General features: G+C 67.1%; 16 protein-coding genes and 1 pseudogene. 7 read left to right on the top strand and 10 right to left on the bottom strand.

What is annotated here, in order from left to right:
* Positions 1–58: 58 nt before the first annotated feature.
* Positions 59–4,501, bottom strand: a complete 4,443-nt coding sequence (locus tag VL15_RS10770; RefSeq protein WP_048245466.1) for a DEAD/DEAH box helicase — start codon at positions 4,499–4,501, stop codon at positions 59–61.
* A 220-nt stretch (positions 4,502–4,721) separates the two neighbouring features.
* Complete coding sequence (locus VL15_RS10765; protein ID WP_048245465.1) at positions 4,722–5,246, bottom strand: metal-dependent hydrolase; 525 nt, start codon at positions 5,244–5,246, stop codon at positions 4,722–4,724.
* Positions 5,247–5,645: 399 nt separating this feature from the next.
* Between VL15_RS10765 and ggt the strand changes: the two genes are divergently transcribed.
* Complete coding sequence (ggt, locus tag VL15_RS10760; RefSeq protein WP_048245464.1) at positions 5,646–7,367, top strand: gamma-glutamyltransferase; 1,722 nt, start codon at positions 5,646–5,648, stop codon at positions 7,365–7,367.
* Between the two features lie 84 nt (positions 7,368–7,451).
* On the opposite strand, the gene VL15_RS10755 is transcribed toward ggt, so the two are convergent.
* Positions 7,452–8,375, bottom strand: a complete 924-nt coding sequence (locus VL15_RS10755) for an alpha/beta fold hydrolase (RefSeq protein WP_048245463.1) — start codon at positions 8,373–8,375, stop codon at positions 7,452–7,454.
* A 353-nt stretch (positions 8,376–8,728) separates the two neighbouring features.
* Between VL15_RS10755 and VL15_RS10750 the strand changes: the two genes are divergently transcribed.
* Complete coding sequence (locus VL15_RS10750) at positions 8,729–9,178, top strand: winged helix-turn-helix transcriptional regulator (RefSeq protein WP_048245462.1); 450 nt, start codon at positions 8,729–8,731, stop codon at positions 9,176–9,178.
* A gap of 24 nt (positions 9,179–9,202) precedes the next feature.
* Here the strand turns inward: VL15_RS10750 and VL15_RS10745 are convergent, their stop codons facing one another.
* From VL15_RS10745 to VL15_RS10715, 7 genes are all read right to left on the bottom strand, one after another.
* Positions 9,203–9,814 carry an ANTAR domain-containing response regulator gene (locus VL15_RS10745; RefSeq protein ID WP_048245461.1) on the bottom strand — a complete coding sequence of 204 codons (612 nt, stop codon included), beginning with the start codon at positions 9,812–9,814 and terminating at the stop codon, positions 9,203–9,205.
* A 6-nt stretch (positions 9,815–9,820) separates the two neighbouring features.
* Entirely contained in the window at positions 9,821–10,963 is a 1,143-nt protein-coding gene (locus tag VL15_RS10740) for a transporter substrate-binding domain-containing protein (protein WP_048245460.1), read from the bottom strand.
* A gap of 44 nt (positions 10,964–11,007) precedes the next feature.
* Positions 11,008–12,564, bottom strand: a complete 1,557-nt coding sequence (locus VL15_RS10735; RefSeq protein ID WP_048245459.1) for a nitric oxide reductase activation protein — start codon at positions 12,562–12,564, stop codon at positions 11,008–11,010.
* Positions 12,561–13,394, bottom strand: coding sequence for a CbbQ/NirQ/NorQ/GpvN family protein (locus VL15_RS10730; protein WP_048245458.1), 834 nt, complete (start codon positions 13,392–13,394; stop codon positions 12,561–12,563). The genes VL15_RS10735 and VL15_RS10730 overlap by 4 nt, the downstream gene beginning before the upstream one ends.
* On the bottom strand, positions 13,394–13,876 hold the full coding sequence (locus VL15_RS10725; RefSeq protein ID WP_048245457.1) for an AmiS/UreI family transporter: 483 nt from the start codon (positions 13,874–13,876) through the stop codon (positions 13,394–13,396). The genes VL15_RS10730 and VL15_RS10725 overlap by 1 nt, the downstream gene beginning before the upstream one ends.
* Positions 13,877–13,944: 68 nt before the next feature.
* Positions 13,945–14,982: an aliphatic amidase gene (locus VL15_RS10720; protein ID WP_048245456.1), complete on the bottom strand. Its 1,038-nt coding sequence runs from the start codon at positions 14,980–14,982 to the stop codon at positions 13,945–13,947.
* A 340-nt stretch (positions 14,983–15,322) separates the two neighbouring features.
* Positions 15,323–16,609, bottom strand: a complete 1,287-nt coding sequence (locus VL15_RS10715) for a TolC family protein (protein ID WP_419188658.1) — start codon at positions 16,607–16,609, stop codon at positions 15,323–15,325.
* A gap of 410 nt (positions 16,610–17,019) precedes the next feature.
* On the opposite strand from VL15_RS10715, the gene VL15_RS42655 reads away from it, so the two are divergent.
* The 5 genes and pseudogenes from VL15_RS42655 (at position 17,020) to VL15_RS10695 (ending at position 22,164) form a co-directional block, all read left to right on the top strand.
* Entirely contained in the window at positions 17,020–17,193 is a 174-nt protein-coding gene (locus VL15_RS42655) for a hypothetical protein (protein WP_006495012.1), read from the top strand.
* 222 nt (positions 17,194–17,415) lie between these two features.
* Positions 17,416–17,601, top strand: coding sequence for a hypothetical protein (locus VL15_RS10710; protein ID WP_048245454.1), 186 nt, complete (start codon positions 17,416–17,418; stop codon positions 17,599–17,601).
* Positions 17,602–17,733: 132 nt separating this feature from the next.
* A complete protein-coding gene (locus VL15_RS10705) occupies positions 17,734–19,854 on the top strand; it encodes a peptidase domain-containing ABC transporter (RefSeq protein WP_048245453.1) in 2,121 nt (706 codons plus the stop codon).
* Positions 19,854–20,856, top strand: a pseudogene (locus VL15_RS39880) (hypothetical protein). The gene VL15_RS10705 and the pseudogene VL15_RS39880 overlap by 1 nt, the downstream one beginning before the upstream one ends.
* Positions 20,857–20,868: 12 nt before the next feature.
* Positions 20,869–22,164: an HlyD family efflux transporter periplasmic adaptor subunit gene (locus tag VL15_RS10695; protein ID WP_048245451.1), complete on the top strand. Its 1,296-nt coding sequence runs from the start codon at positions 20,869–20,871 to the stop codon at positions 22,162–22,164.
* Positions 22,165–22,166 lie beyond the last annotated feature (2 nt).

Here is a 22,166-nt window from a genome sequence, read left to right as displayed (position 1 = left end):
ATGACGGCAGCGCGGCCCGGCGATCAGTAGTCTGCGCGGCGCCGCGTGTCAGTCGGTGTCAGCAGTGGCGCGCGAGCCGCAGGCGCGCATCCTCGCGCGCGGCGGGCGACAGCTCGGGCGCGTAGTGGAACGTCCCCGATACGAGCGATGCGACGGGCACGCCGTCGCGGAACAGCACGCGATTGCCGGCCAGCGCCGGCACCTTGTCGCCGGGCAGCAGCGTGCCGGCGAGATTCAGCGGGTCGGCGCCCGTCACGCAGACGTACTGTCCGTCACCCGGTTGCCGCCGCAGCTCGCGCAGGATCGGGATCGCCTCGGGCAGCGCGAACTGCTCGCCCGCGAGCCCGGCGACGAAGCGCCCGCCGCGAATCTCGCCGCGTGCTTCGAGGCGCTGCAGCACGCGCACGAGTTCGCGCCAGCTCGGCAGCCAGTCGGCCTCGCGTTCGAGCAGCCGCCAGAACACGACGCCGTAGCGGCGCAGCAGCGTCCACGCGATGTGTTCGAGCGCGTCCGGATCGGTCGCGGCGGGGCCGCGTTTCGGCGCCGGTGCATCGTCCAGCGGCGCGTGGCGCTGCACGAGCGCCCAGCGGCCGGCGTCGTCCATCCCGCCGATCAGCGCGCCGCCGCGCCGCGTGCGCGGCGCATAGGTCGCGCTGCGCTTGACGGCCGGCTTCAGCAGCGCGCGCAGGCCCGCGTAGCTGTCCGCATTCACGAGGCCGGCCGACACGAGTTCGCCGAGCGCCTGTTCGAGTTCGACGGGCAGTATGTGCAGATCGTCGAGCAGCGCATCGAAGAACATCGCACCGTGCGCGGCGAGTGCATCGCGCACCTGCGTGGCTCGCGCGGACAGTGCCGGTTGCGCGTCAGGGTCGCGCAGCGCCTGCCAGGCGGCGAGGTGGCGGCGCGGCAGCAGCACGATCGGCGTCGTCTTCACGGGCGTGCCGGCCGCGCGCGCCGGCGCGCCGATACGCGTCCACACGAGTTTGCCCGAGCGGCACAGCTCGTCGAGGCCGCCCGCCATGTAGTCGGTGAGCCGCGCGGGCAGCAGCGCGTCTTCCCACGCGCTCGCCGCGGCCTCGAAGCCTTCGAGTTGTTCGACCACGGCCGCGAGTGCATCGCGGCCGGTGCCGCGCGTGTCGGGCGTCAGGTGTTGCCAGTGGAACAGGAAGCGCATGAAATCGGCGCGCTCGACCGGTTCGATCTCTCGGCGCAGCCGCTTCACCGTATAACGATGAATGCGGGCGAGCAGGTGCCGTTCGCACCATTCGTCCGTCGTCGCGCCCGGCGTGAACCGGCCGCGCATCACATAACCTTCGCGCTCCAGCGCCGCGAGGGCTGTCGCGACCGACGCAGGCGGCAGGCCGAGCGGCGTCGCGATCGCGTCGAGCGCAAGCGGTCCGAATCCGGTGAGTCGCGCGCGGATCACGTCGATTAGCGCGGCATCCGCTTCCCACGGCTGTGCGCAGGCGGCCGGCACCTTGAGCGCCGGCGCGGTGCGCGCGTCGGGATGCAGCGCGCGCACGCACACGAGCCGTTCGACCGGCACCCACAGCGCGGCGCCGCCCGGCGCGACGAGTTGCGTCGCGCGGCGGCGTTCGGCGAGTTCCGTGAGCCGGTCGGGCCAGCCATCGTGGGCTTGCGCTTCGCTGTCGGCGACGCACGCAAGCGTGAGCAGCGCGTCGTGCATTTCGTCGGCGTCGCGCACGAGCGGCCATGCCTCGTCGCGCACCGCGTCGATCGCGTCGGCGTCGAGCGCGCCAAGATCGTCGGCCGATTCGGGATCGCTCCAGCGGCGCGACTGCACGGCCTGCGTGCGACGCTCTTCGAGCGGCGCATCGTCGAGGAACGCGTACGGTTTGGCATTCAGGATCTCGGCCGCGAGCGGCGACGGCGCGGGCAGGTCGCGCGCGACGAGCTCGATCGCGCCGCTTTCGATCCGGCGCAGCAGCGCGAGCCAGCCGTCGGTGTCCATCGCGTCGTGCAGGCAGTCGTCGAGCGTCTGGTCGACGAGCGGATGATGCGGAATCTCGCGCTCGCCGACGATGTTCTCGAGGCACGCGACCTGATCCGGGAACACGGTCGCGAGCAGATCCTCGCTCTTCATCCGCTGCAGTTGCGGCGCGGTGCGCTTGCCGCCGGTGAAGCGCGGCAGCGCGAGCGCGGTCGTCGCGTTCCAGCGCCAGCGCACGCCGAACATCGGCGCGTCGAGCAGCGCCTGCACCAGCACGTGCTCGGCGCTGGCCGAACGCAGGTAGCGCCACACTTCGTCGAGCGCGAAGCTGTGCGCGAGCGACAGCGACAGGATGATCGCGTCGTCGGTCGCGGCGGCCTGCAGCTCGAAGTTGAAACTGCGGCAGAAGCGCTTGCGCAGCGCGAGCCCCCATGCGCGGTTGATGCGGCTGCCGAACGGCGAATGGATCACCAGCTGCGTGCCGCCCGATTCGTCGAAGAAGCGCTCCATCACGAGCGTGTCCTGCGTCGGCAGCGCGCCGAGCGCGGCGCGCGTGCGGGCGAGGTAATCGGCGATCTGGTGCGCGGCGTCGGGCGACAGGCGGAGATCGTCGACGAGCCAGCGCAACGCCGGCGCGAGTCGGCTTTCGGCGGTGCTTGCTGCGGCTCCCGCTTGCGCTGCTGTCTTGCTCGTCGCGTTACCGCCTGCGCGCTTGCGTCCGCCGGTGTCGGCTTGCCGGTCGCCGTCGGCGAACAGCCCGTCGAGTCGCGCACGTAGCCGGCCGACCGCCGCCGACAGCTCGTCGCTGCGCCCCGGCGCCTCGCCGAGCCAGAACGGAATGTTCGGCGACTGACCCTGCGCGTCCTCGACGCGCACGCGGCCCGTTTCCACACGAATGATCCGGTACGACTGGTTGCCCAGCTGGAACACGTCGCCGGCCAGGCTCTCGATCGCGAAATCCTCGTTGACGGTGCCGACCTGGATGCCCTGCGGTTCGAGCAGCACCGCGTAGTCGGCCATGTCGGGGATCGTGCCGCCCGAGGTGGCCGCGGTCATCATCGCGTTGCGGCGCCCGCGCACCGTGCCGCCGACCACGTCGCGATGCAGGTACGCGCCGCGCACGCCGCGGCGGCTCGTGAAGCCTTCGACGAGCATCTTCATCACTTCGTCGAAGCGCTCGCGCGTCAGGCGCGCGTACGGCGCCGCGCGCGTGAAGCTGGCGTACAGCGCGTCCTCCTGCCATTCCGCGCACGCGACTTCGGCGACGATCTGCTGCGCGAGCACGTCGAGCGGCGCTTCGGGAATCCGCAATGCATCGAGTTCGCCGCGTTGCACGCAATCGAGCAGCGCCGCGCATTCGACGAGTTCGTCGCGCGACAGCGGGAACAGGCGGCCCTTCGGCACACCGCCGACATGGTGTCCCGAGCGGCCGACGCGCTGCAGGAACGGCGCGATCCCGCGCGGCGAACCGACCTGGCAGACGAGATCGACGTCGCCGATGTCGATGCCGAGTTCGAGCGACGCGGTCGCGACGAGCAGCTTCAGTTCGCCGCGCTTCAGGCGCTGCTCGGCGTCGAAGCGGTGTTCCTTCGCGAGACTGCCGTGATGCGCGGCGATCGCTTCCTTGCCGATCCGGTCGGCGAGATGGCGCGCCATGCGCTCGGCGGTGCGGCGCGTGTTGATGAACACCAGCGTCGTGCGATGCGCGGCCGCGAGCCCCGCAATCCGGTCGTAGATCTGGTCCCACACGTCGGTCGCCATCACGGGTTCGAGCGGCACGTTCGGCAGTTCGAGCGCGAGGTCGCGCTCGCGTGTGTGGCCGGTGTCGACGATCGTGCAGTCGCGTGGCGCGTCGGCCGGGCCGCCGACCAGGAAGCGCGCCACTGCGTCGATCGGCTTTTGCGTCGCCGACAGCCCGATGCGCGGCAGCGCACGGCCGGCCAGCGCGTCGAGACGTTCGAGCGACAGCGCGAGATGGCTGCCGCGCTTGGAGGATGCGAGCGCGTGGATTTCGTCGACGATCACCGAGCGCACGTTCGACAGCATCTGTCGCCCCGACACGGACGACAGCAGCACGTACAGCGACTCGGGCGTCGTGACGAGGATGTGCGGCGCGCGCTTGCGCAGCGCGGCGCGCTCGGCCTGCGTCGTGTCGCCGGTGCGCACGGCGGTGCGGATCGCCGGCACCGGCAGGCCGAGTTGTGCGAGCGATTCGGCGATGCCGGCGAGCGGCGCGTCGAGGTTCACGTGGATGTCGTTCGACAGCGCCTTCAGCGGCGACACGTAGACGACGAGCGTCGCATCGGGAAGCGTGCCGTCGTGCGACAGCGCATCGCGCACCAGATCGTCGATCGCGCACAGGAACGCGGTGAGTGTCTTGCCCGAGCCGGTCGGCGCGGCGACGAGCGTCGACCTGCCGGCCTTGATGTGCGGCCACGCGAGCGCCTGCGCGCCGGTCGGTGCGGCGAACGTGCGACGGAACCACGCGGCGACGGCCGGGTGGAACACATCGAGCGCACTGGCGGCAGGGCGGGTAACTGTGACGTCCATCGGAGCGTTGAAATGGGGTGCGAGCGCGCGGACGAATCGCACGCGAATCGAATCGTCAGTGTGCCAGACGTCGCGCGTGCGTGCCGGGCATCGCGTGCTGTCCGGGCACGTGGGTCGACCCTTCAGATGAGGTCACGCGCGCTGCTTTCAACGGATGTGATGGACATGCGGGACACGAGGGACATTCACGGGCAGCCTTCGGTCCCCCGCCGAACCGCGACTACACGCGATGCAACCAGCCGAGCCAGTGTTCGAGCAGCGGCGCGCGCGTCCACAGCGACTGCGCGAGCCACAGCGTGCCGCCCCATGCGGCGGCCACCACGATCAGGTCGCAATGTCCGCTATTCCACAGATTGAGCGAGTGACGCCGCCAGATCCACGGCACGCCGAGCGGGTTCGGCCAGTCGGCGAGCAGGTGCATCACGCCGCCGCACGCGAAGCCGAACAGCGGCGCTGCCCACAGCGGATGCGGATGATGGGTGAGCCCGTGCCACCCGAGCGCGAGCAGCGCGACCCAACCGATGCCCCAGTGCGTGACGGTGCGGTGCGTGATCCACAGGCGGCGCTTGCGGCTCCACCATGCGACCTCGAGCCAGTCGGGCGCGGTGCCGCCGGCGATGCCGGCCACGAACGCGGCGAGCAGGCCCATGTGCCACGGGCCGGTCCCGCCGGTTTGTGCAACGAGAACGGCGGCGGCGACGCCGGCCGCGAAGCCGGACGCATGATGCGCATTGTGTGATGCCATAGGAAGCGAGACGAAGAGACGTGAAGCGGCGCGTGAACGAAAGAAAATGATGCGGCGCGAAAGCGGGGCGCTATCTTCTCAGATCGGCCCGCGCAGCGGGTGGTTCGTTCGCAGATTTTTTGCGTGTGCTGCGTCGCACGCAGCGAGGTTTGCAACTTTCTGTTTTGTGCATTGCGCGATGACGCGCATCGCGTGCAATTTCGACCGATCCGCATGCCTGCGTCGGCACTGCAGTGTGATCGTGCGCACACAATCGATGTGCTTTCGCGGCGCGCCGCGTGTTCGACCCTTTTTGTCCCCCTATACTACGAAACCGGTATATGGCCGTCGGCGCGCCAGCGGCTATAAGCGGATCAGGCGCCTTTCCTGCCTGAACGAGATCCACATGGGGGACATGCAATGACTACGCTGAATCGCTTCAAATCATCCGCTGTCGTGCTTGCGACGGTGGCCGGCATCGGGTTCCTGCCGAACGCGCCCGTCTATGCGAAAGGGCCGCAACCGGCGGTCCTGACGAGCTCCGCGGTCGCGGTGGCCGACAAGTACAGCGCGGATGCCGCGGAGCGGATCTTCAAGGAAGGCGGCAACGCGATCGACGCGGCCGTCGCCATCGCATTCACGCTTGCGGTCACGTACCCCGAAGCCGGCAACATCGGCGGCGGCGGCTTCATGACGATCTACAAGGACGGCAAGCCGTACTTCATCGACTACCGCGAGCGCGCGCCGCTCGCCGCGACCAAGGACATGTACCTCGACAAGGACGGCAACGTCGTCAAGGGCATGAGCCTGTACGGCCCGCGCGCGGTCGGCGTGCCGGGCACGGTCGCGGGTATGTGGGAAGCGCAGAAGCGCTTCGGCAAGCTGAAGTGGAAGCAGGTGCTCGCGCCGGCGATCCACTATGCGCGTGACGGCTTCGTCGTCGACGAACAACTGGCGCAGCGCGGTGTCGACGCGTCGAAGGAGTTCGGCGGCAAGACCAACTTCGACAAGCATTTCTCCGGGCTGAAGGCCGGCGTGAACTTCAAGCAGCCCGATCTCGCCGACGTGCTGACGCGGATTTCGAACGACGGCGCGGAAGGTTTCTATAAGGGCAAGACGGCCGAGCTGATCGCGGCTTCGATGAAGACCGGCGACGGCAACGGGCTGATCACCACCGAGGATCTCGCGCAATACCGCGCGGTGTGGCGCCAGCCGGTGCAGGCGAAGTGGAACGGTTATGACGTGATCACCGCGCCGCCCCCGAGCTCGGGCGGCATCGGCCTCGTGCAATTGCTGAAGATGAAGGCCGACCTCAAGCAGGACTTCGAGGGCGTGAAGCTCAACTCGCCGCAATACATCCACCTCGTCGCTGAAATCGAGAAACGCGTGTTCGCCGATCGTGCGCAGTATCTCGGCGATCCCGACTTTTACAAGGTGCCGATCGCGCAGCTGACCGACGACGCGTATATCGCGAAGCGCGCGGGCGAGGTCAACCCGAAGGAGCCGTCGGACACGAAGAGCGTGCAGCCGGGCCTCGGCACGACGATGCCGGAGAAGGCCGAAACGACGCACTTCTCGGTCGTCGACAAGTGGGGCAACGCGGTGTCGAACACGTACACGATCAACGGCTATTTCGGTTCGGGCGTGATCGCCGACGGCACGGGCATCGTGCTGAACGACGAGATGGACGACTTCTCCGCGAAGCCGGGCGTCGCGAACATGTTCGGCGTGGTCGGCAGCGACGCGAACGCGATCGAGCCGAAGAAGCGGCCGCTGTCGTCGATGTCGCCGACGATCATGACGAAGGACGGCAAGGTGTCTCTCGTGATCGGCACGCCGGGCGGCTCGCGCATCTTCACGTCGATCTTCCAGGTGATCAACAACATCTACGATTTCAAGATGCCGTTGAAGGACGCGGTCGGTGCGATGCGCTTCCATCACCAGCTGCTGCCGCCGAACACGATCTTCTGGGAGCCGTACCACCCGATCGAAGGCGAACTCGCGAAGCAGATCGAGGCGCGCGGTTATACGCTGAAGGGGCAGGATTTCAGCGGCGACATCCAGGTCATCAAGATCGACGGCAAGACGCCGGAAGCAATGGCCGATCCGCGCGGGCGTGGCGTGACGCGGATCATCCACTGACGTGAAGTGCCGTGTGCGCGTTCGCGACAGCGGCCGCGCACGCCGTTCCGCAGCCGGGTGGACTGACCCGGCTGCGGAACGCGCTCAGCCGGTCGTCCGGATGAATCCGGCGATCCGCGCCGCAATGGCTTCGGGCGCATCCTCGAAGCAGTAGTGTCCGACGCCCGCCAGCTGCTCGACCGGTGCGGACGGAAACAGCGCGGTGAAGAGCGGCAGGAAGTGTTCGGCGCCGAGCGTTCGATCGGCGTCTCCCCAGAGCGTGAGCGCAGGTTTGGCGCGTATCGCGCGCAGCGCCGCCGCATCGGGTTCCTCGAACCGGTGCGCGCCGTCGGCAAACCCCCGTGCCCATCCGATCGCGCCGAGACAGTCGGCCGGTTGCGCGAACGGCGCACTGTACGCGTCGATCCACGTATCGCTGATGATCGCGTGATTCTCGAAGCCGTTCAGCTTCAGCGTGCTCAGGATGTTGAAGCCGAGTTGCCCGAGCACCGTTTCGAGCGTGTCGTCCGCCGCCGCGCGCATGATCCACTGGAACCACGGCGCATCGCGTCCGTTCGCGGCCAGACGTTCGGCAAGGTCGGGCTGCCCGAACGCCGTCGGTCCGTTCGCCGACACGATGCGCCGGATCCGGTCCGGGTGACGCGCGGCAAGCCCCATGCCGACCGGGCCGCCGAAGTCGTGCATCACGAGCGTCACGCGATCGAGGTCGAGCGCGAGAACGAACCGCTCCAGGTTGTCGATGTGGTCCTGCAGCCAGTAGCTGCGGCCTTGCGGCGTGGCGCTTTTTCCGAATCCCATGTGATCGGGGACGACGACGCGGTGCGACGGACTCAGCACCGCAACCAGGTGGCGGAACAAGTAACCCCATGTAGGTTCGCCATGCAGGCACAGGACGGTTTCGCCGTCACGCGGGCCTTCATCCACGTAATGCATCCGGAAACCGGATGCGTCGTCGAAATGCGGGGCGAATGGAAAGGTGCCGTCGAATGTGGCATCGGACCGGATCATCGTGCGCTCCTTCGGGTAGTCGGATCAGTTGGTTTCAAGTTGAAACCGAATGGAAGCGTAGAATATGAAGTTTCAAGTTGCAACCAGAAGGATGATCCGGCCAACTGCTGGATGGCGGAGTCGTTGATGCGCCATGAGGCGATGGGTGGGGGCAATGTCAGGTTTTAGGGTCTATGCGGTATGAATGAATGGACCAATCCGGGCCGATACGTCCGCTCCGTTCGTCGATCGCGAACAGTCCGATTCACGCGATTGATCTTTTATCAAATGAGTTTTATATTGAAACCATCTTTATCAACGGAAACGAACGCCGTTCAGCCTGCATCCCGGGCCCGGCATCGCGACACGCATCGATGAACAGACGAACCACGCACGAGGATTCCCCATGCGGCGTTGCCCGCCCGCTGGACGCGATCGGCGATTGGTGGTCGCTGCTGATCGTCCGCGACGCATTCGACGGGTTGCGCCGGTTCGGTGAATTCCAGAAGAACCTCGGCCTCGCGAAGAACATCCTGGCGGCGCGTTTGCGCAACCTGGTCGCGCACGGGATCATGGACATCGTGCCGGCCGCGGACGGCGGCGCGCATCACGAATACGAGCTGACCGAGAAGGGGCGCGGCCTGTTTCCGCTGCTCGTCGCGCTGCGGCAGTGGGGTGAGGATTTCTTCTTCGAGCCGGACGAGGCGCACGTGCTGCTCGTCGACCGGAAGAGCGGGTTACCCGTCAGGAAACTGGAGCTGCGCTCGCAGGACGGGCGCGTGCTCGGGCCGGAAGATACGGTCGTGCTGCCGCCGCCGGACTGACACGCGGCGAACAACGGGTGTGTGTCACCGCTTCAGCAGCCCATGCGCGTGCACGATCTGCTCGGCGAGCTGGTTGATCGAAATGCGCCGCTCCATCGCCTGCGAGCGGATCTGCTGGTACGCCTCTTCCTCGCTGATCGCGTTGTGCTGCATCAATAGCGATTTCGCTTCTTGCAGCGTGCGTGCGGACATCACGCGCTGTTCGAGCTGCGCGATGCGCCGCCGATATTCTTCGTGCCGGCGGCTCTGGTGGCACGCGAGCGCCATCGCGCTCAACAGGCCGAACGAGCGCACGGGCGTCGTGACCGCGCTCTGTGCGTCGATGCGCAGCATCAGTTCGAGAATGGTCGGGCTTTCGTAGGTCGTGACGGCGATGACTGGCGGCCGTGCGTCGTCTTCCAGCCACGGGATCGACAGGTGCAGCAGGTCGGGCCGCACCGCGAGAATCACGAGATCGACGCTTTCCGGCAGCGTGGCGGGCGGCGGCCAGCGCTGCTCGCTCGGGCAGCCGATACGCGACAGCTGCTCGACGATCAGCAGGCCGTTGTCGTCTTCCGGGTAGTAGACCATCACGCGGAGCGAACGCAGTTCGGCGAGCAGGCGAGGCGTCGAGCGGATCGGGGTGCGGGCGCGCATCGTCGGTTACGCCTTCTGTTCGTCGGGCGTGTGCACGCGATCGCCGAGTGAGTGCGTGATGAGGTACGGATCGGGATGCACGCGCCGCGTCGCTTCGCGCACGATCGTGAAATTGCCGTCGGCCGTCGCGCAGCCGATGCGCGGATAGAGGCAGGTGTGCTGCGTGAGCCGGTCGATCTTCACGCGCCCCTGCGGCGCGTCGAATTCCGCATCCGCGAGATGTTCGACGAGCCGGTCGCGCTGGTCGGTGCCGGCCCGCGCGAGCGCATTGGCGAACAGGTGGACCTGGAAATACGCGGCCTCCCACGGCGCGGACGCGCTCGCATCGTCGCCGAAGCGCGCCTTGAGCTGCGCGATGCAGCGACGGTTCACGTCAGAATCGATGGTCTGGAAATAGGGCGACGACGTGTAGTGGCCGGCCGCGGCCGCGCCCATCTGGCCGAGCTCGATCTCGGACGTCGTCAGGCTCGCGATCGGCATCTTGCGCGCATCGAGGCCGGCTTGCGCATAGGCGCGGTAGAACGCGGCCGTGCTGTCGCCGACGAGCGTGCTGAACACGAAGTCGGGCGCCTTTGCGCGGATGTCCGCGACGACCGCCGCGAAATCCTGCTCGGACGCGACGAGCGGCATGTACACCTCGCCGAGGATCTGGCCTTCCGGATGCTGCGTGACGAGGTCGATCATGATGCGGTTCGACTCGTACGGGTAGATGTAGTCGGACCCGACCAGATACACGCGCGCGCCGAACTGAGCGGTCATGAACGCGGCGAGCTGCACGCTGTTCTGGTTCGGCGCCGCGCCGGTGTAGATCACGTTCGGCGAGAACTCGAAGCCCTCATAGAGGGTCGGGTAGAACAGCAGCTTGTCCCACTTCTCGACGATCGGAATCAGCGCCTTGCGGCTGCTCGACATATACGCGCCGAACAGCACGTTCACGCGTTCGGTGGCGATCAGCTCTTCGGCGAGCCGCGCGTAAACGGCCGGGTCCGAACGCGCGTCGCGCACGACCGGCACGATCTCGCAGCCGTTCGCGCCTCCCGCTTCGTTGATCTCGGCAATCGCCTGCAGCGTGCCGCGCAACTGGCTCTGGCCAAGGTGCGACGTGCATCCGCTCTGCGAGAACAATACGCCAACCTTCACACTGTTCATTCGTGTCTGTCCTGAGTCTGCCCTGTTCGTTCCGGGTAAGGGCGTTACGCGGTCAGCCGCCCGGCCGCGTGCGCGACGACGGCGGGCAACGCGTCGCCGTTCGCCGCGTGAACGCAGCCTGGGCCGACGCCAAGTATTGTAGACAACCCGGGCGGCGCGCCGAACGACAGGCCGGCGATCGCGACGCCGCGCTGCCGGCCCTGGCGCGCGGCATGGCGCGCATCCTCGGCGAGGTAGCGCGGGTCGAACACGTCGATGTCGGCGGCTTCGCCGTCGCCGATCATCAGCACGGCGGGCCGCGCGTTTGCGGCTTCGCGGCGCAGCAACGCCAGCGCATGGCGCAATGCCGCGCCCGTGCGCGTGCTCATCCCGGCGTCGGCCGCGAGCAGCGCCGCGCGGCGGCCGGCGTCGAATGCGTCGCCGAAATCCTTGAAGCGCGCGTAGTACACGCGGTGCCGGCCATCCGACGTGTAGCCGTGCACGGCCCAGCGCCGCCGTTGCCGGTCGAACAGGTCGCCGAGCACGAAGGCGGCGCGCTTCTCGAGCGCGGCGACGTGCGCGGCCGTCGACGCGGACAAATCGAGCAGGATCAGCACGGGCCCGCGCGCATCGTGCGGCACGCGGTGCCGGAACACGCGCGGATCGGGCGCATGCCCGGCGCGGCGCGCGATGCGTGCGGCGATCGCCGCATCGACATCGAGCGCATCGCCGTCGAGCTGGCGGCCGACGCGCCGCATCGGTTCCGCCGCGCGCGTGGACGGCATCCGCTTTGCCGCGCGGCGGTCGGCTTCGATCAGCGCGGCAAGCGAACGTGGTGGTGCCGACGTGGCAGGCGCGCGTTCGACGACCGTGGTCCAGTCGCGGCGCTCGCACTGCGTGTGGCAATTCCATTCGGGATAGCGCGGCGCATCCGGCGCCGGTGGCGGTTGGTCGTCGGGTTCGTCGCTGCTGCCACCGGTCGCGGCCGACATCTCGACACCTGCATTGCCCGCGCGCTCGGCCGCGTCGGCCGGTTGTGCCCACAACCATGCGTTGTCGTCGCGATAGCGCAGCCATGCGCCGTCGTCGGGTTCGAAACGCACGCGCATCTGCCCGAGATCGTTCGCGAGCCGCGATGCGATCGTGCGCAACGCGCGATAGTCGCCGAGTCTGTCGCGCTGCGCGGCGAACAGTTGCGCGCCCTTGTCGACCCACGGGTTGCCGTCGCGATACGACGGATCGAACAGCGCCTTCGCGAGCCGCGCGCACAGGCGGCCGAACGTTAGGCCTTCACGGTCGATCGGCGCGAACGCGGGGGCCCAGAACGTCGCGAACCCCGGCCATGTGCGTGCGAGCAGCGTTTCGACGCGCGCATCCTCGATCAACCCGGCGACGGCGATGCCGAGCGGCGTCAGCGTGTCGACCGGCTCGCCGGACGGCGAATGCAGCCAGTGCGCGAGCGCATGCGCGGCCGCCGCGATGCGTGCATCGGGCGGCAACGCACGCGGCACCCGCAACGCGGCGTGGCCGAGCGTCGCGCGCAGCGCCGCATCGTCGAGCCGCACGTCGGTTTCATGCGCGGTCATCCCGTGCAGGAAGCGGGAAAGCTGCAGCGCGCTCATGTCGCGAAGTGCGCGGCGGCCATCGTCTGCAACGCGGCACGCGTGTCGGCGTCGTCGGTTGCCGCGTCGCTGATCGCGATCCGGCATGCATCGAGCGGCGCGAGGCCCGCGACGATCAGCCGGGCCGCGTGCACGAGCAGGCGCGTCGATGCGCCTTCGTCGAGTCCGTTACCGGCCAGCGCGCGCGTGCGGTGGGCGAGATCGACGAGGCGGCGCGCGGTTTCCCGGTCGGCGCCGCTTTCGCGCACGACGACGTCGGCCTCGTGCGCGGCATCCGGATAACCGAAGTCGATCGCGACGAAGCGTTGCCGCGTCGACGGCTTCAGCCGCCGGTGCTCGCCGTGATAACCGGGGTTGTACGAGATCACCAGATGGAAATCCGGATGCGCATGCACGACTTCGCCGAGCCGGTCGAGCGGCAGCACGCGCCGCGAGTCGGTCAGCGGGTGGATCACGACCGTCGCGTCGGGGCGCGCCTCGACGATCTCGTCGAGATAGCAGATTGCGCCATGCCGCGCCGCGAGCGTGAGCGGCCCGTCGGCCCAGTAGCTGCCGTCGGCATCGAGCAGGTGCCGGCCCGTCAGGTCGGCCGCCGACGTGTCGTCGTTGCACGCGACCTGGATCAGCGGCAGACCCATGCGCCACGCCATGTACTCGACGAAACGCGTCTTGCCGCAGCCGGTCGGCCCTTTCAGCAGGACCGGCAGGTGATGGCGGCAGGCCGTCTCGAACCAGTCGGCCTCGGCGCCGGCCGGCTGGTAGAACGGCGCGTCGGCGATGCGGTGTCCGGCGAGCGGATCGGCGGCAAGCGGCGTATCGCGTGCGCTCATTACCACCTCCCCGTCATCATCAGCATGCCGGGCAGCCAGCAGGTGCCGACGCCGATCGCGATCGTGTAGCCGGGCAGGAAGCGCACGGTCCGCTTCAGCCCGAGCGCGACGAAGAACAGGAACCACAGGCTCGACCACAGCAGCCACATCGCACCGAAGCGCACGTCGTGCGACGTGCCCGCATAGACGAGCGCGCTGATCGCGACGAACAGGCAGTACCAGCCGAGGCCCGCGCCTTGCAGGCCGCGCCACTGGACGGCGGCGAGATACAGGTAGGTGAACGCGAACAGCAGGCCGCCCGCGCTCGAGAAATACTGCGGCGGCGCCGATGCCTGCACGAGGCCGGCGAGATTGATCAGCAGTGCGAGCAGCCCGACGAGCAGGTTCAGGCCGGCCGCGTCGCGCGGTTCGATGCGGCCGGTGAGCGCGACGCCGTTGACGACCAGCACCGCGCCGATGAAGAAGAGAGCGACACCGAGCATGATGAGGGCTCCAGAGTGAGACGGAGCCGTTCGCGCACGCGGCGCGAACGGCCGGGTGGGGCGCGTGCTCAGCGGTGCGCGGGCGCTTCGGACGGAATGCCCTCGATCGGGCATTCGGGCGTGCCGGGCGTCGCGCGGGTGAGGCGTTCGACGGCCTGGCGCGTGCCGTCCGGGTCGTTTACCCAGTTCGCGTAGAACTCGAACGGGCATTGTGCGACGCCGTTCGGCGATTCGCCGGAACCGATCTTGCCGGTGTAGCCGCGATGCAGCAGCTTGTACAGGTGGTTCTGCGACTGCATGTTGCGGCGCGCGTCGCGGATCAGGCTCACCGACAGCTCCGCATACTGCACGCCGTTCTCCTCTTCGCCGCATTCGCCGAGCGTGCGGCCGTCGAAGCCGACGATCGCCGAGTGGCCGAAATACGAGTACACGCCGTCGAACCCGGATGCGTTCGCGACCGCGACGTAGCAGTTGTTCATGAACGCCATCGCCTTCGACACGAGCACCTGCTGGTCCTTCGCCGGGTACATGTAGCCCTGGCAGCGCACGACGAGCTCGGCGCCGCGCATCGCGCAGTCGCGCCAGATCTCCGGGTAGTTGCCGTCGTCGCAGATGATCAGGCTGATCTTGAGCCCCTTCGGCCCGTCGGCGACATACGTGCAATCGCCCGGATACCAGCCTTCGACCGGCACCCACGGCATGATCTTGCGGTACTTCTGCACGATTTCGCCCTGGTTGTTGATCAGCACGAGCGTGTTGTACGGCGCCTTGTTCGGGTGCTCCTCGTGGCGCTCGCCGGTCAGCGAGAACACGCCCCACACGTTCGCCTTGCGGCACGCGGCCGCGAAGATGTCGGTTTCCTCGCCGGGAATCGTCGATGCCGTGTCGACCATCTCCTTCGCGTCGTACATGATCCCGTGCGTCGAATATTCGGGAAACACGATGAGGTCCATGCCGGGCAGGCCGCGCTTGATGCCGACCACGCGTTCCGCGATTTCGCGTGCGTTCGCGATGACATCGGCGCGCGTGTGCAGGCGCGGCATCTTGTACTGGACGACGGCGACGCCGACGGCGTCGTTGCTGCTGGAAATATCGCCATGACGCATGGTGTGCTCCTGGTTCGGGTGAAGACGTGCGTTTTCGAAGCGCAAAAAAAAGCCCTTGCCTCGACGAGCGAGGCAAGGGCTTCTTTGCCGGTCCGTTCATCCGACAACGCTGTCGGATAACGGGAATGCGGATAGGTGGCCGGATGTGCGGCCGGCGAAGCGCGGGCTATCGGGCTCGCGCTGCGCACGATCGTGGGACGTCTTTGTCCGCCGGATCGATGGGATGCACTCTATGCAAAGTTTTTTTCGGACGCAACATCGCGTATACCCCTGCACGCCGTGACCGCTGCGCGAGCCGGTGGTGCACGTGCGGGTACACATGTTGCGCGTTGCATCGCACTCAGCTCCGGTCGTTCGCCGCGTTGCTTTCGAGGAAGCTGTCCACCGCGATCAGCGATTGCTCGTCGAGCGTGCCGAGCACGCTTTTCAGTTTCAGTTGCAGCTTCAGTGCATCGAGATAGCTGTCGAACAGCTTCTGCCGGATGCCCGAGATGTCGCGCCGCAGGTTCAGTGTTTCGTACGTCGTGCTGTAGCCGACCTGATGCGCCTTCATCGACGAGTCGTACGCGAGCCGTGCGGCCTGCAGCGACTGCTGCAGCGCGCGGATGCGCGTGCCGACCGATTCGAGCGCGGACAGCGCCTCGCGATGATCGGTGCCCAGTTGCTCCTCGACCTCGCGCAGCCGGTTGCGGTATTGCTCGGTCACGTGCTCGGCTTCCACCTGCCGGTAGTACACGCTGCCGCCGGAAAAAATCGGGATCGTCACCTGCACGCCGAACGCACTTTGATGGAAGTCCGAACGATCGGTGAGCCCGCGCAGGTTCGGATTGAGCCCGCGCGAATACGACGCGAACAGGTCGACGGTCGGCAGGTGCTCCGCGCCGACACGCTTCGCGGCGAGCCGCGCGACCTGGACGTCGCGGTACGCCTGCTGGTACGCGGGGTTGTCCTGCGGCGCGTAGTCGCCGGACGGGATGCGCGGCGACGTCCCGCGCATCGCGAGCCGCGGCCAGCGCGAAAAATCGATCGTCGAACCGAGCAGCGTCTCGTAGCGCGCGCGGCGCGCATCGACGTCGGTCTGCGCGAGCGCCTCGTCGGATTGCGCGAGGCTGCGGCGCGCCTCGATCTCGGCCGTGTCGCCGATCGTCTTCATCCCGAGCTGGGCCATGCGTCGCGTATCGCTTTCGAGCCGCGTGAGCGCGTTCACTTCGTCGTCGGCCGACTGCAGCTTCTCGCGCGCGCTCAGCAGGTCGAAGCATGCGTTCGCGACACGCAGGATCAGGTCCTGCTTCGCGACCTCGAGCTTCTGCTTCGACGATTCCTCGTACTCGGTCGCGCGCCGCATGTCGTACAGGTAGGGCACGTTGAACAGCGCCTGCGTGACCTGCGCGGCACCGTAGGCGGCGTTGTTCGAGCCGCTGACGTCGATGCCGAACAGGTTCGCATGCGTGCCGTAGCGCCCCCATTCGAGCTGCGCGGTGGCCTGCGGCAGCATCTGCGCGCGCGCCTCGGGAAATTTCTGCCGGGCCGCATCATATTCGCTGCGCGCCTGCAGGTAGCGCGGATCGTGCACGGCCGGGTACTGGTAAGCGGAGTCGAGGCAAAACGCGTGCGCGTGCGCAGGCATGCCGACTATCGTTACAGTGAACAGTGTTATGGTTGCAAGTAGGGGATTCCACCTAGTCGAAAATCTTGATAGGGAATTACCCGTATCCCGCATCGCCGATCCGCGATTCGCGCGCCTCGTTTCAAACATGGCCGTCTCCGTCTCCTGCCCGTGCCGCAACGCATTGCGGCGGGATTTAAACGTTTTGAAATTGAAATTCAAACAGCGTGAATGACTGCTATCCACCGCGCACCGGAAAACGCGCATGTAAGAGTGTGTCCTCCATTGAATTCCGATGCGCTCGCATGATAGCCTGATTTCGGCTCGTAATCGCAGTGATTATTAGATTAACAAGTCGCTAGGGATTAAAAGCCGTTGGTCTTTCAATGAAGGTTCTTTGCATCATCTTTATTTTTTACGAGGAGAGAATGATGAAGGTCATGACGACGGAACAGGTCAGGAATGTGCATGGCGGCGGTGCGATCAGCTCGCTGGGTAGCCTCGCCGTTGACGCCGCGCCGGTGGTGACCGCGCTCGGCCAGTTCCTGCCGAGCCTCGGCAATTACCTGCAGAACCCGAAGACGTTCAATAACACCGGCAAGTAACCGCCGTGCGCGGGGAGGCGCCCCCCGCGTGAAATGCTGCGAAACAGAAGGAAAAGAATCGATCGCCGCAATCGCAGTAAATCGAATCCGAAATGCATTATTTCGGTTCGGGCGATTATCAGGAGGCGGGAATGCCGGATTATCCCCGTAATAAAGTCAACGGCTATTGATTTTCAATTCGCTGACGGCTGCGGGCATTCCGACAATATAAAGGCCACAAAAATGCGAGACATCACGGAAGACCAGGCCCGCCAGATTCGCGGCGGCGCGTCGCTTTACTCCAATTCGGCCGCCTATACGGTCGATCTCGTCAATCAGTCGATCGGATCCACGCTGCAGGGCCTGATGACCCAGTATCAGACCCGCGCCGTCGAGCAGTTCCGGATGTCGCTCGGCTCGTCGCGCTGAGCGGCCGGCAACACCGATCTTCCGTCGCAGCCGGCAGCGTGCCGGCTGCGCCCATGCGTATCGCGCACGACCCGCCACGGGCCCGCACCGGCAGGCCCGGGCGGCGCGTTGTCGCGCCCCGGGTGCCCGACCATGCTCTTCAATACGCGTAAAGTCCGTCCGGTCCTGCAGGACGAGGTGACGGAGTGCGGCCTGGCCTGCCTCGCGATGATCGCGTCGTGGCACGGGCGCGAAACGACGTTGCGCACGCTGCGCAACCGCTATCCGGTGCGGATCGATTCCGGGCTGTCGTTCTTCGACCTGATGGAGATCTCGAACGATCTCGGCCTGCGCGCGCGCGGGCTGCAGTTCGACGCGGGCGAGCTCGACGCGCTCAAGACGCCGTGCATCCTGCACTGGGGGATGAACCACTATGTCGTGCTGACGAAGGTCGGCTACGGCAGCGTGCACATCGTCGACCCCGCGCTCGGCGAGACGAAGCTGCCGCTCGCGCAGGCGCTCACGCACATCACCGGTTATGCGCTCGAACTGAATCCGGACATCGGCTTCGCGCATGCGGGGCCGGCCGACCGGATCCGGCTGCGCGATTACCTCGAAGGGCTGACGGGCATCCGCAATAGCCTCGCGATCGGCATCGCGGGCGGCGTCGCCGCGCAGCTCCTGCTGCTGCTCGGCCCGTCGTATGTGCAACTGACGATCGACGAGGCGCTGAAGAAGACCGACGTCGACATCCTGTACCTGCTGACGATCCTGTTCGCGATCGTGTTCCTGTTCGACACGCTTTACGCGAACATCGTCGGCAACATCAAGAGCTACCTGCGCAACATCGTGTCGCAGCAGTTGTCGGCGAACATGGTCGGGCATCTCGCGCGGCTGCCGATCGGCTATTTCCTGTTCCACAACACCGGCGATTCGATCTCGCGCGTGTCGTCGGTGTCGGAGGTCGGGCGGTTTCTCGTCGACGGCCTGGTCGGCGGGCTGCTCAATATCGTCACCTGCACGCTGACGCTCGTGCTGATGCTGTACTACAGCCCCGTGCTGGCCGGCATCAGCCTCGCCGGGATGGTGTTGTTCGCGCTCAGCCGGCTCGCGATCCAGCCGCAGCTTCAGGATGCGATGTCGCAGATCCTTACGCGCGGCGCCGAAGCCGATGCGCTGCTGATCGAGAATATCCGCTCCGCGCATTCGATCAAGCTGCTGTCGGCCGAGACCGCCCGCAGCAGCCTGTGGATCAACGCCTTCACGCAGAAGCTGCAGGCGATGCGCCAGCAGGAGCGGCTGCAACTGTTGTTCGACGCGGTCTCGAAGGGGATCGTGCACGTCGAGCAGCTCGTGATCGTCACGTATGGCGCGTGGCTCGTGATGCACGGCCAGAGCACGATCGGCGTGATCTACGCGTTCATCCAGTACAAGAACCTGTTCGCGGACAAGTTCATCGATTCGATCCAGCTCTATGTGCGCCGCAAGGTGCTGCAGGTGCATATGGATCGCGTCGCGGATGTGTTGCAGACCGAGACCGAGGAGCCGGCGCCGGACGCGGTCGTGCGGCCGGTCGACGGATTCGACGGCGCGCTGTCGATCCGCGCGCTGTCGTATACGCCGAGGGGTGGCAATCGCCCGATCCTGCGCGACGTCACGCTCGACGTGCCGGCCGGCGGCAAGATCGCGATCGTCGGCCGCACCGGCAGCGGCAAGACGACGCTGCTGAACCTGATCTGCGGGCTCGTGCGGCCCGAGCGCGGCACGCTGTTCGTCGGCGACGTCGATCTCGCGGACGTGAACCTGCGGCAGTACCGCAAGCATCTCGCGGCCGTCACGCAGTCCGATCAGCTGTTTCGCGGCACGATCCGCGACAACATCACGAACTTCGCGCCCGCGCCGCGGATCGGCGCGATGTTCGACGCGGCGAAGCTCGCGTGCATCCACGACGAGATCGAGCGGCTCGATCATCGCTACGACACGCCGCTCGGCGATACGCAGAAATTCCTGTCGGCCGGCCAGATGCAGCGGCTGCTGATCGCGCGGGCGCTGTATTGCGAGCCGCGCCTGCTGATCCTCGACGAATTTTCGTCGAACCTCGACCAGGCGACGACGCACGAAATCTGCCGCAACGTGCTGACGCTGCCGTGCACGATCGTGCTCGTCACGCACGATGCGTCGATCCTGTCGATGGTCGACCGGATCTACCGGATGCACGACGGCGTATTGACCGACGCGACCGACGAGTGGCGCACGATCGAGGAGACGCGGTGATGCTCGGGCGACTCTTTCTGCTCAATCCGTTCTCGTACGCATTCCTGGTGCGACGCGCGGTGCGCGCCGTCGCGCTGCGCACGTCGCCCGCGCGCGGGCTGCGGCTGATGCGCTGGTGTTCGGGCGCGTGCCTGCGCTGCTTTCCGTGCATTCGCGAGTCGATCGAACGCGCGGTCGCCTACATGCTGAGCGGGCACCTGAACGACGATCCGCAGCGTGTGCGGGACGTGTCGGCGGCGATCGTGCGCGAGCTGTTCGAGGCCGAGTTCGCTGGGCTCAAGCTGCGCACGCACAGCCTCGAATCGATGAAGGCGATGATCGACGGGATGGCATGCGAAGGCGACGCGCAACTGCGGACGGCGCTCGCGCGCGGCGGCCCGCTGATGCTCGCGGGGCTGCACTTCGGCAACCTGATGCTGTTCGTCACCAAGCTGCGTTTCATGATCCCCGACGACCGCAAGCTGATGGTGATCCTGCACCGGGATGCGCCCGGCGCGTTCTTTGACGACGCGCTGCGGCTCGTCGCCGAATACGGCGCCGGCGAAGTCGAGTTCATCGACATCGAGGAGCGCGTGCACCTGCGGCGGCTGATCACGAGCTTGCGGCGCGAAGCGCCCGTGTTCCTGCTGTTTTCCGACCTGCACGGCAAGTTCGGCAAGACCAACCGCTGCCGGCTCGGCGGGCGCTGGGTGCGGATGGCCGGCGGCGGCGTGAAGCTCGCGGTCGAGCAGGGGATTCCGCTGCTCGTCGCTTATGCGACGGGCGTGCCGTTTCGCGATCGCTGCGCGGTGCATTTCACCGAACTCGCGGCCAGCCCGCTCGCGCCGATGCTCGGCGCGGACGACGATGCGTCGCCCGTGCGCGCGACGCATCAGCGCATCGTCGACCGGCTCGAGCAGGCGCTCGTGCGTCAGCCCGAGCAGTGGCATTTCTGGGAACACTTCACGCCTTACCTGATGCCGGCAGCCGCTGCTCGATGCGGCCGCGCGGCGTCGCTCCTGACGAGCCCGCCCCATGCCGACCTGGAACTCCGCTCTCCGAGAACAGAAGCCGTCGCGCAAGCTCGCGCGCGGCACGACCTTCGGCACCGTGATCCACGGCGTCGTCGACGTGCCGGTATCGATGCGGTTCTTCTGCTACCTGTCGCTGACGATGTTCGCGATGTTCGTGACCGCGCTCGTCGAACTGAGCTACGCGAATACCGAGAGCGTGTCGGGGATGCTGACGCCGCGCTCGGGGCTGATCGGCGTCAGTGCGCCGCCGGGCTGGGCCGTGCGCGACATCTACGTCGGCAAGGACCAGCAGGTGAAGGCCGGCCAGCGGCTGCTGGCGGTGACGCGCGACACGAGCTTCGTCAGCCAGGGGAACAACGTGCAGGGGATGCGCGCGGCACTCGACCGGCAGCGCGTCGAGGTGACGCAGCAGATCGACGCGGCGCGCCTCGAATACCGGTCGTCGGTGCAGCAGACCAACCAGCAGATCGCCGCGCAGGGCGAGAGCCGCGGGCTGATCGACCGGCAGATCCAGGACCAGAAGCGCATCGTCGACGAGTACGGGGAACGGCGTGCGCGCGTGAAGCAGCTGCTCGACGAACAGGTCGTGACGCTCGAACAGTACAACCAGGTCAACACGCAGTACCTGCAAGCCGGCCAGGCGTACCAGGACCTGCTGCTGCGCCGCGCCGAGCTCGCGAAGAACGCGATGAAGCTGCGCGGCGATCTCGACACGATGCAGAGCAAGTACGACGGCGCGAACGCGGAACTGAAGATCAAGCAGGAGGAGCTGAACGCGAAGGAATACAACATCGACGAGAACGTGAACCAGGTGCTGTACGCACCGGCCGACGGGCAGATCGTGCGGCTCGACGTCGTGCAGGGCGGCGTGATCGACCCGCCGGGCACGCGCGTCGTCGAGATCCTGCCCGCGAAAGCCGACGGGCTGATCGCCGAGGTCTACATTCCGTCGTCGAAGGCCGGCTTCGTGAAGAAGGGGCAGGAAGTGAAGGTTGCGTACGCAAGCTATCCGGTCGAGAAGTTCGGCACGTATCGCGGCAAGGTGCTGTCGATCTCGCCCGTCGCGTTCTCGGCGAAGGAACTGAACCTGCCGGGCGATGCGGCTGCGCCGCAGACCTACTTCAAGACCTGGGTCGAACTGGCCGACCGCACGCCGTCGTTCGACGGGCGGCCGCTGTCGCTGCGGGCCGGGATGATGCTGAAGGCCGACATCGTGCTCGAACGGCGCAGCCTGCTCGAATGGCTGTTCGAGCCGCTGTACCGGATCCGCCAGCGCCTGTTCGGCGTGCCGGCCTGAGC

The organism is Burkholderia cepacia (assembly GCF_001039005.1).
GTDB lineage: Bacteria > Pseudomonadota > Gammaproteobacteria > Burkholderiales > Burkholderiaceae > Burkholderia > Burkholderia theae.
Note: the sequence above shows the minus strand (reverse complement) of the source record. Positions and strands in the feature narration are given on the sequence as shown.

Bases quoted from the DNA above. Each gene is read 5' to 3' on its own strand.
- VL15_RS10740 (WP_048245460.1), bottom strand. From the start codon at position 10,963: ATGAACAGTGTGAAGGTTGGCGTATTGTTCTCGCAGAGCGGATGCACG.
- VL15_RS10710 (WP_048245454.1), top strand. From the start codon at position 17,416: ATGCGAGACATCACGGAAGACCAGGCCCGCCAGATTCGCGGCGGCGCG.
- VL15_RS10745 (WP_048245461.1), bottom strand. From the start codon at position 9,814: ATGCGCGCCCGCACCCCGATCCGCTCGACGCCTCGCCTGCTCGCCGAA.
- VL15_RS10715 (WP_419188658.1), bottom strand. From the start codon at position 16,609: ATGCCTGCGCACGCGCACGCGTTTTGCCTCGACTCCGCTTACCAGTAC.
- VL15_RS10725 (WP_048245457.1), bottom strand. From the start codon at position 13,876: ATGCTCGGTGTCGCTCTCTTCTTCATCGGCGCGGTGCTGGTCGTCAAC.
- VL15_RS10695 (WP_048245451.1), top strand. From the start codon at position 20,869: ATGCCGACCTGGAACTCCGCTCTCCGAGAACAGAAGCCGTCGCGCAAG.
- VL15_RS10765 (WP_048245465.1), bottom strand. From the start codon at position 5,246: ATGGCATCACACAATGCGCATCATGCGTCCGGCTTCGCGGCCGGCGTC.
- VL15_RS10705 (WP_048245453.1), top strand. From the start codon at position 17,734: ATGCTCTTCAATACGCGTAAAGTCCGTCCGGTCCTGCAGGACGAGGTG.
- VL15_RS10720 (WP_048245456.1), bottom strand. From the start codon at position 14,982: ATGCGTCATGGCGATATTTCCAGCAGCAACGACGCCGTCGGCGTCGCC.
- VL15_RS10735 (WP_048245459.1), bottom strand. From the start codon at position 12,564: ATGAGCGCGCTGCAGCTTTCCCGCTTCCTGCACGGGATGACCGCGCAT.
- VL15_RS42655 (WP_006495012.1), top strand. From the start codon at position 17,020: ATGAAGGTCATGACGACGGAACAGGTCAGGAATGTGCATGGCGGCGGT.
- ggt (WP_048245464.1), top strand. From the start codon at position 5,646: ATGACTACGCTGAATCGCTTCAAATCATCCGCTGTCGTGCTTGCGACG.
- VL15_RS10750 (WP_048245462.1), top strand. From the start codon at position 8,729: ATGAACAGACGAACCACGCACGAGGATTCCCCATGCGGCGTTGCCCGC.
- VL15_RS10770 (WP_048245466.1), bottom strand. From the start codon at position 4,501: ATGGACGTCACAGTTACCCGCCCTGCCGCCAGTGCGCTCGATGTGTTC.
- VL15_RS10730 (WP_048245458.1), bottom strand. From the start codon at position 13,394: ATGAGCGCACGCGATACGCCGCTTGCCGCCGATCCGCTCGCCGGACAC.
- VL15_RS10755 (WP_048245463.1), bottom strand. From the start codon at position 8,375: ATGATCCGGTCCGATGCCACATTCGACGGCACCTTTCCATTCGCCCCG.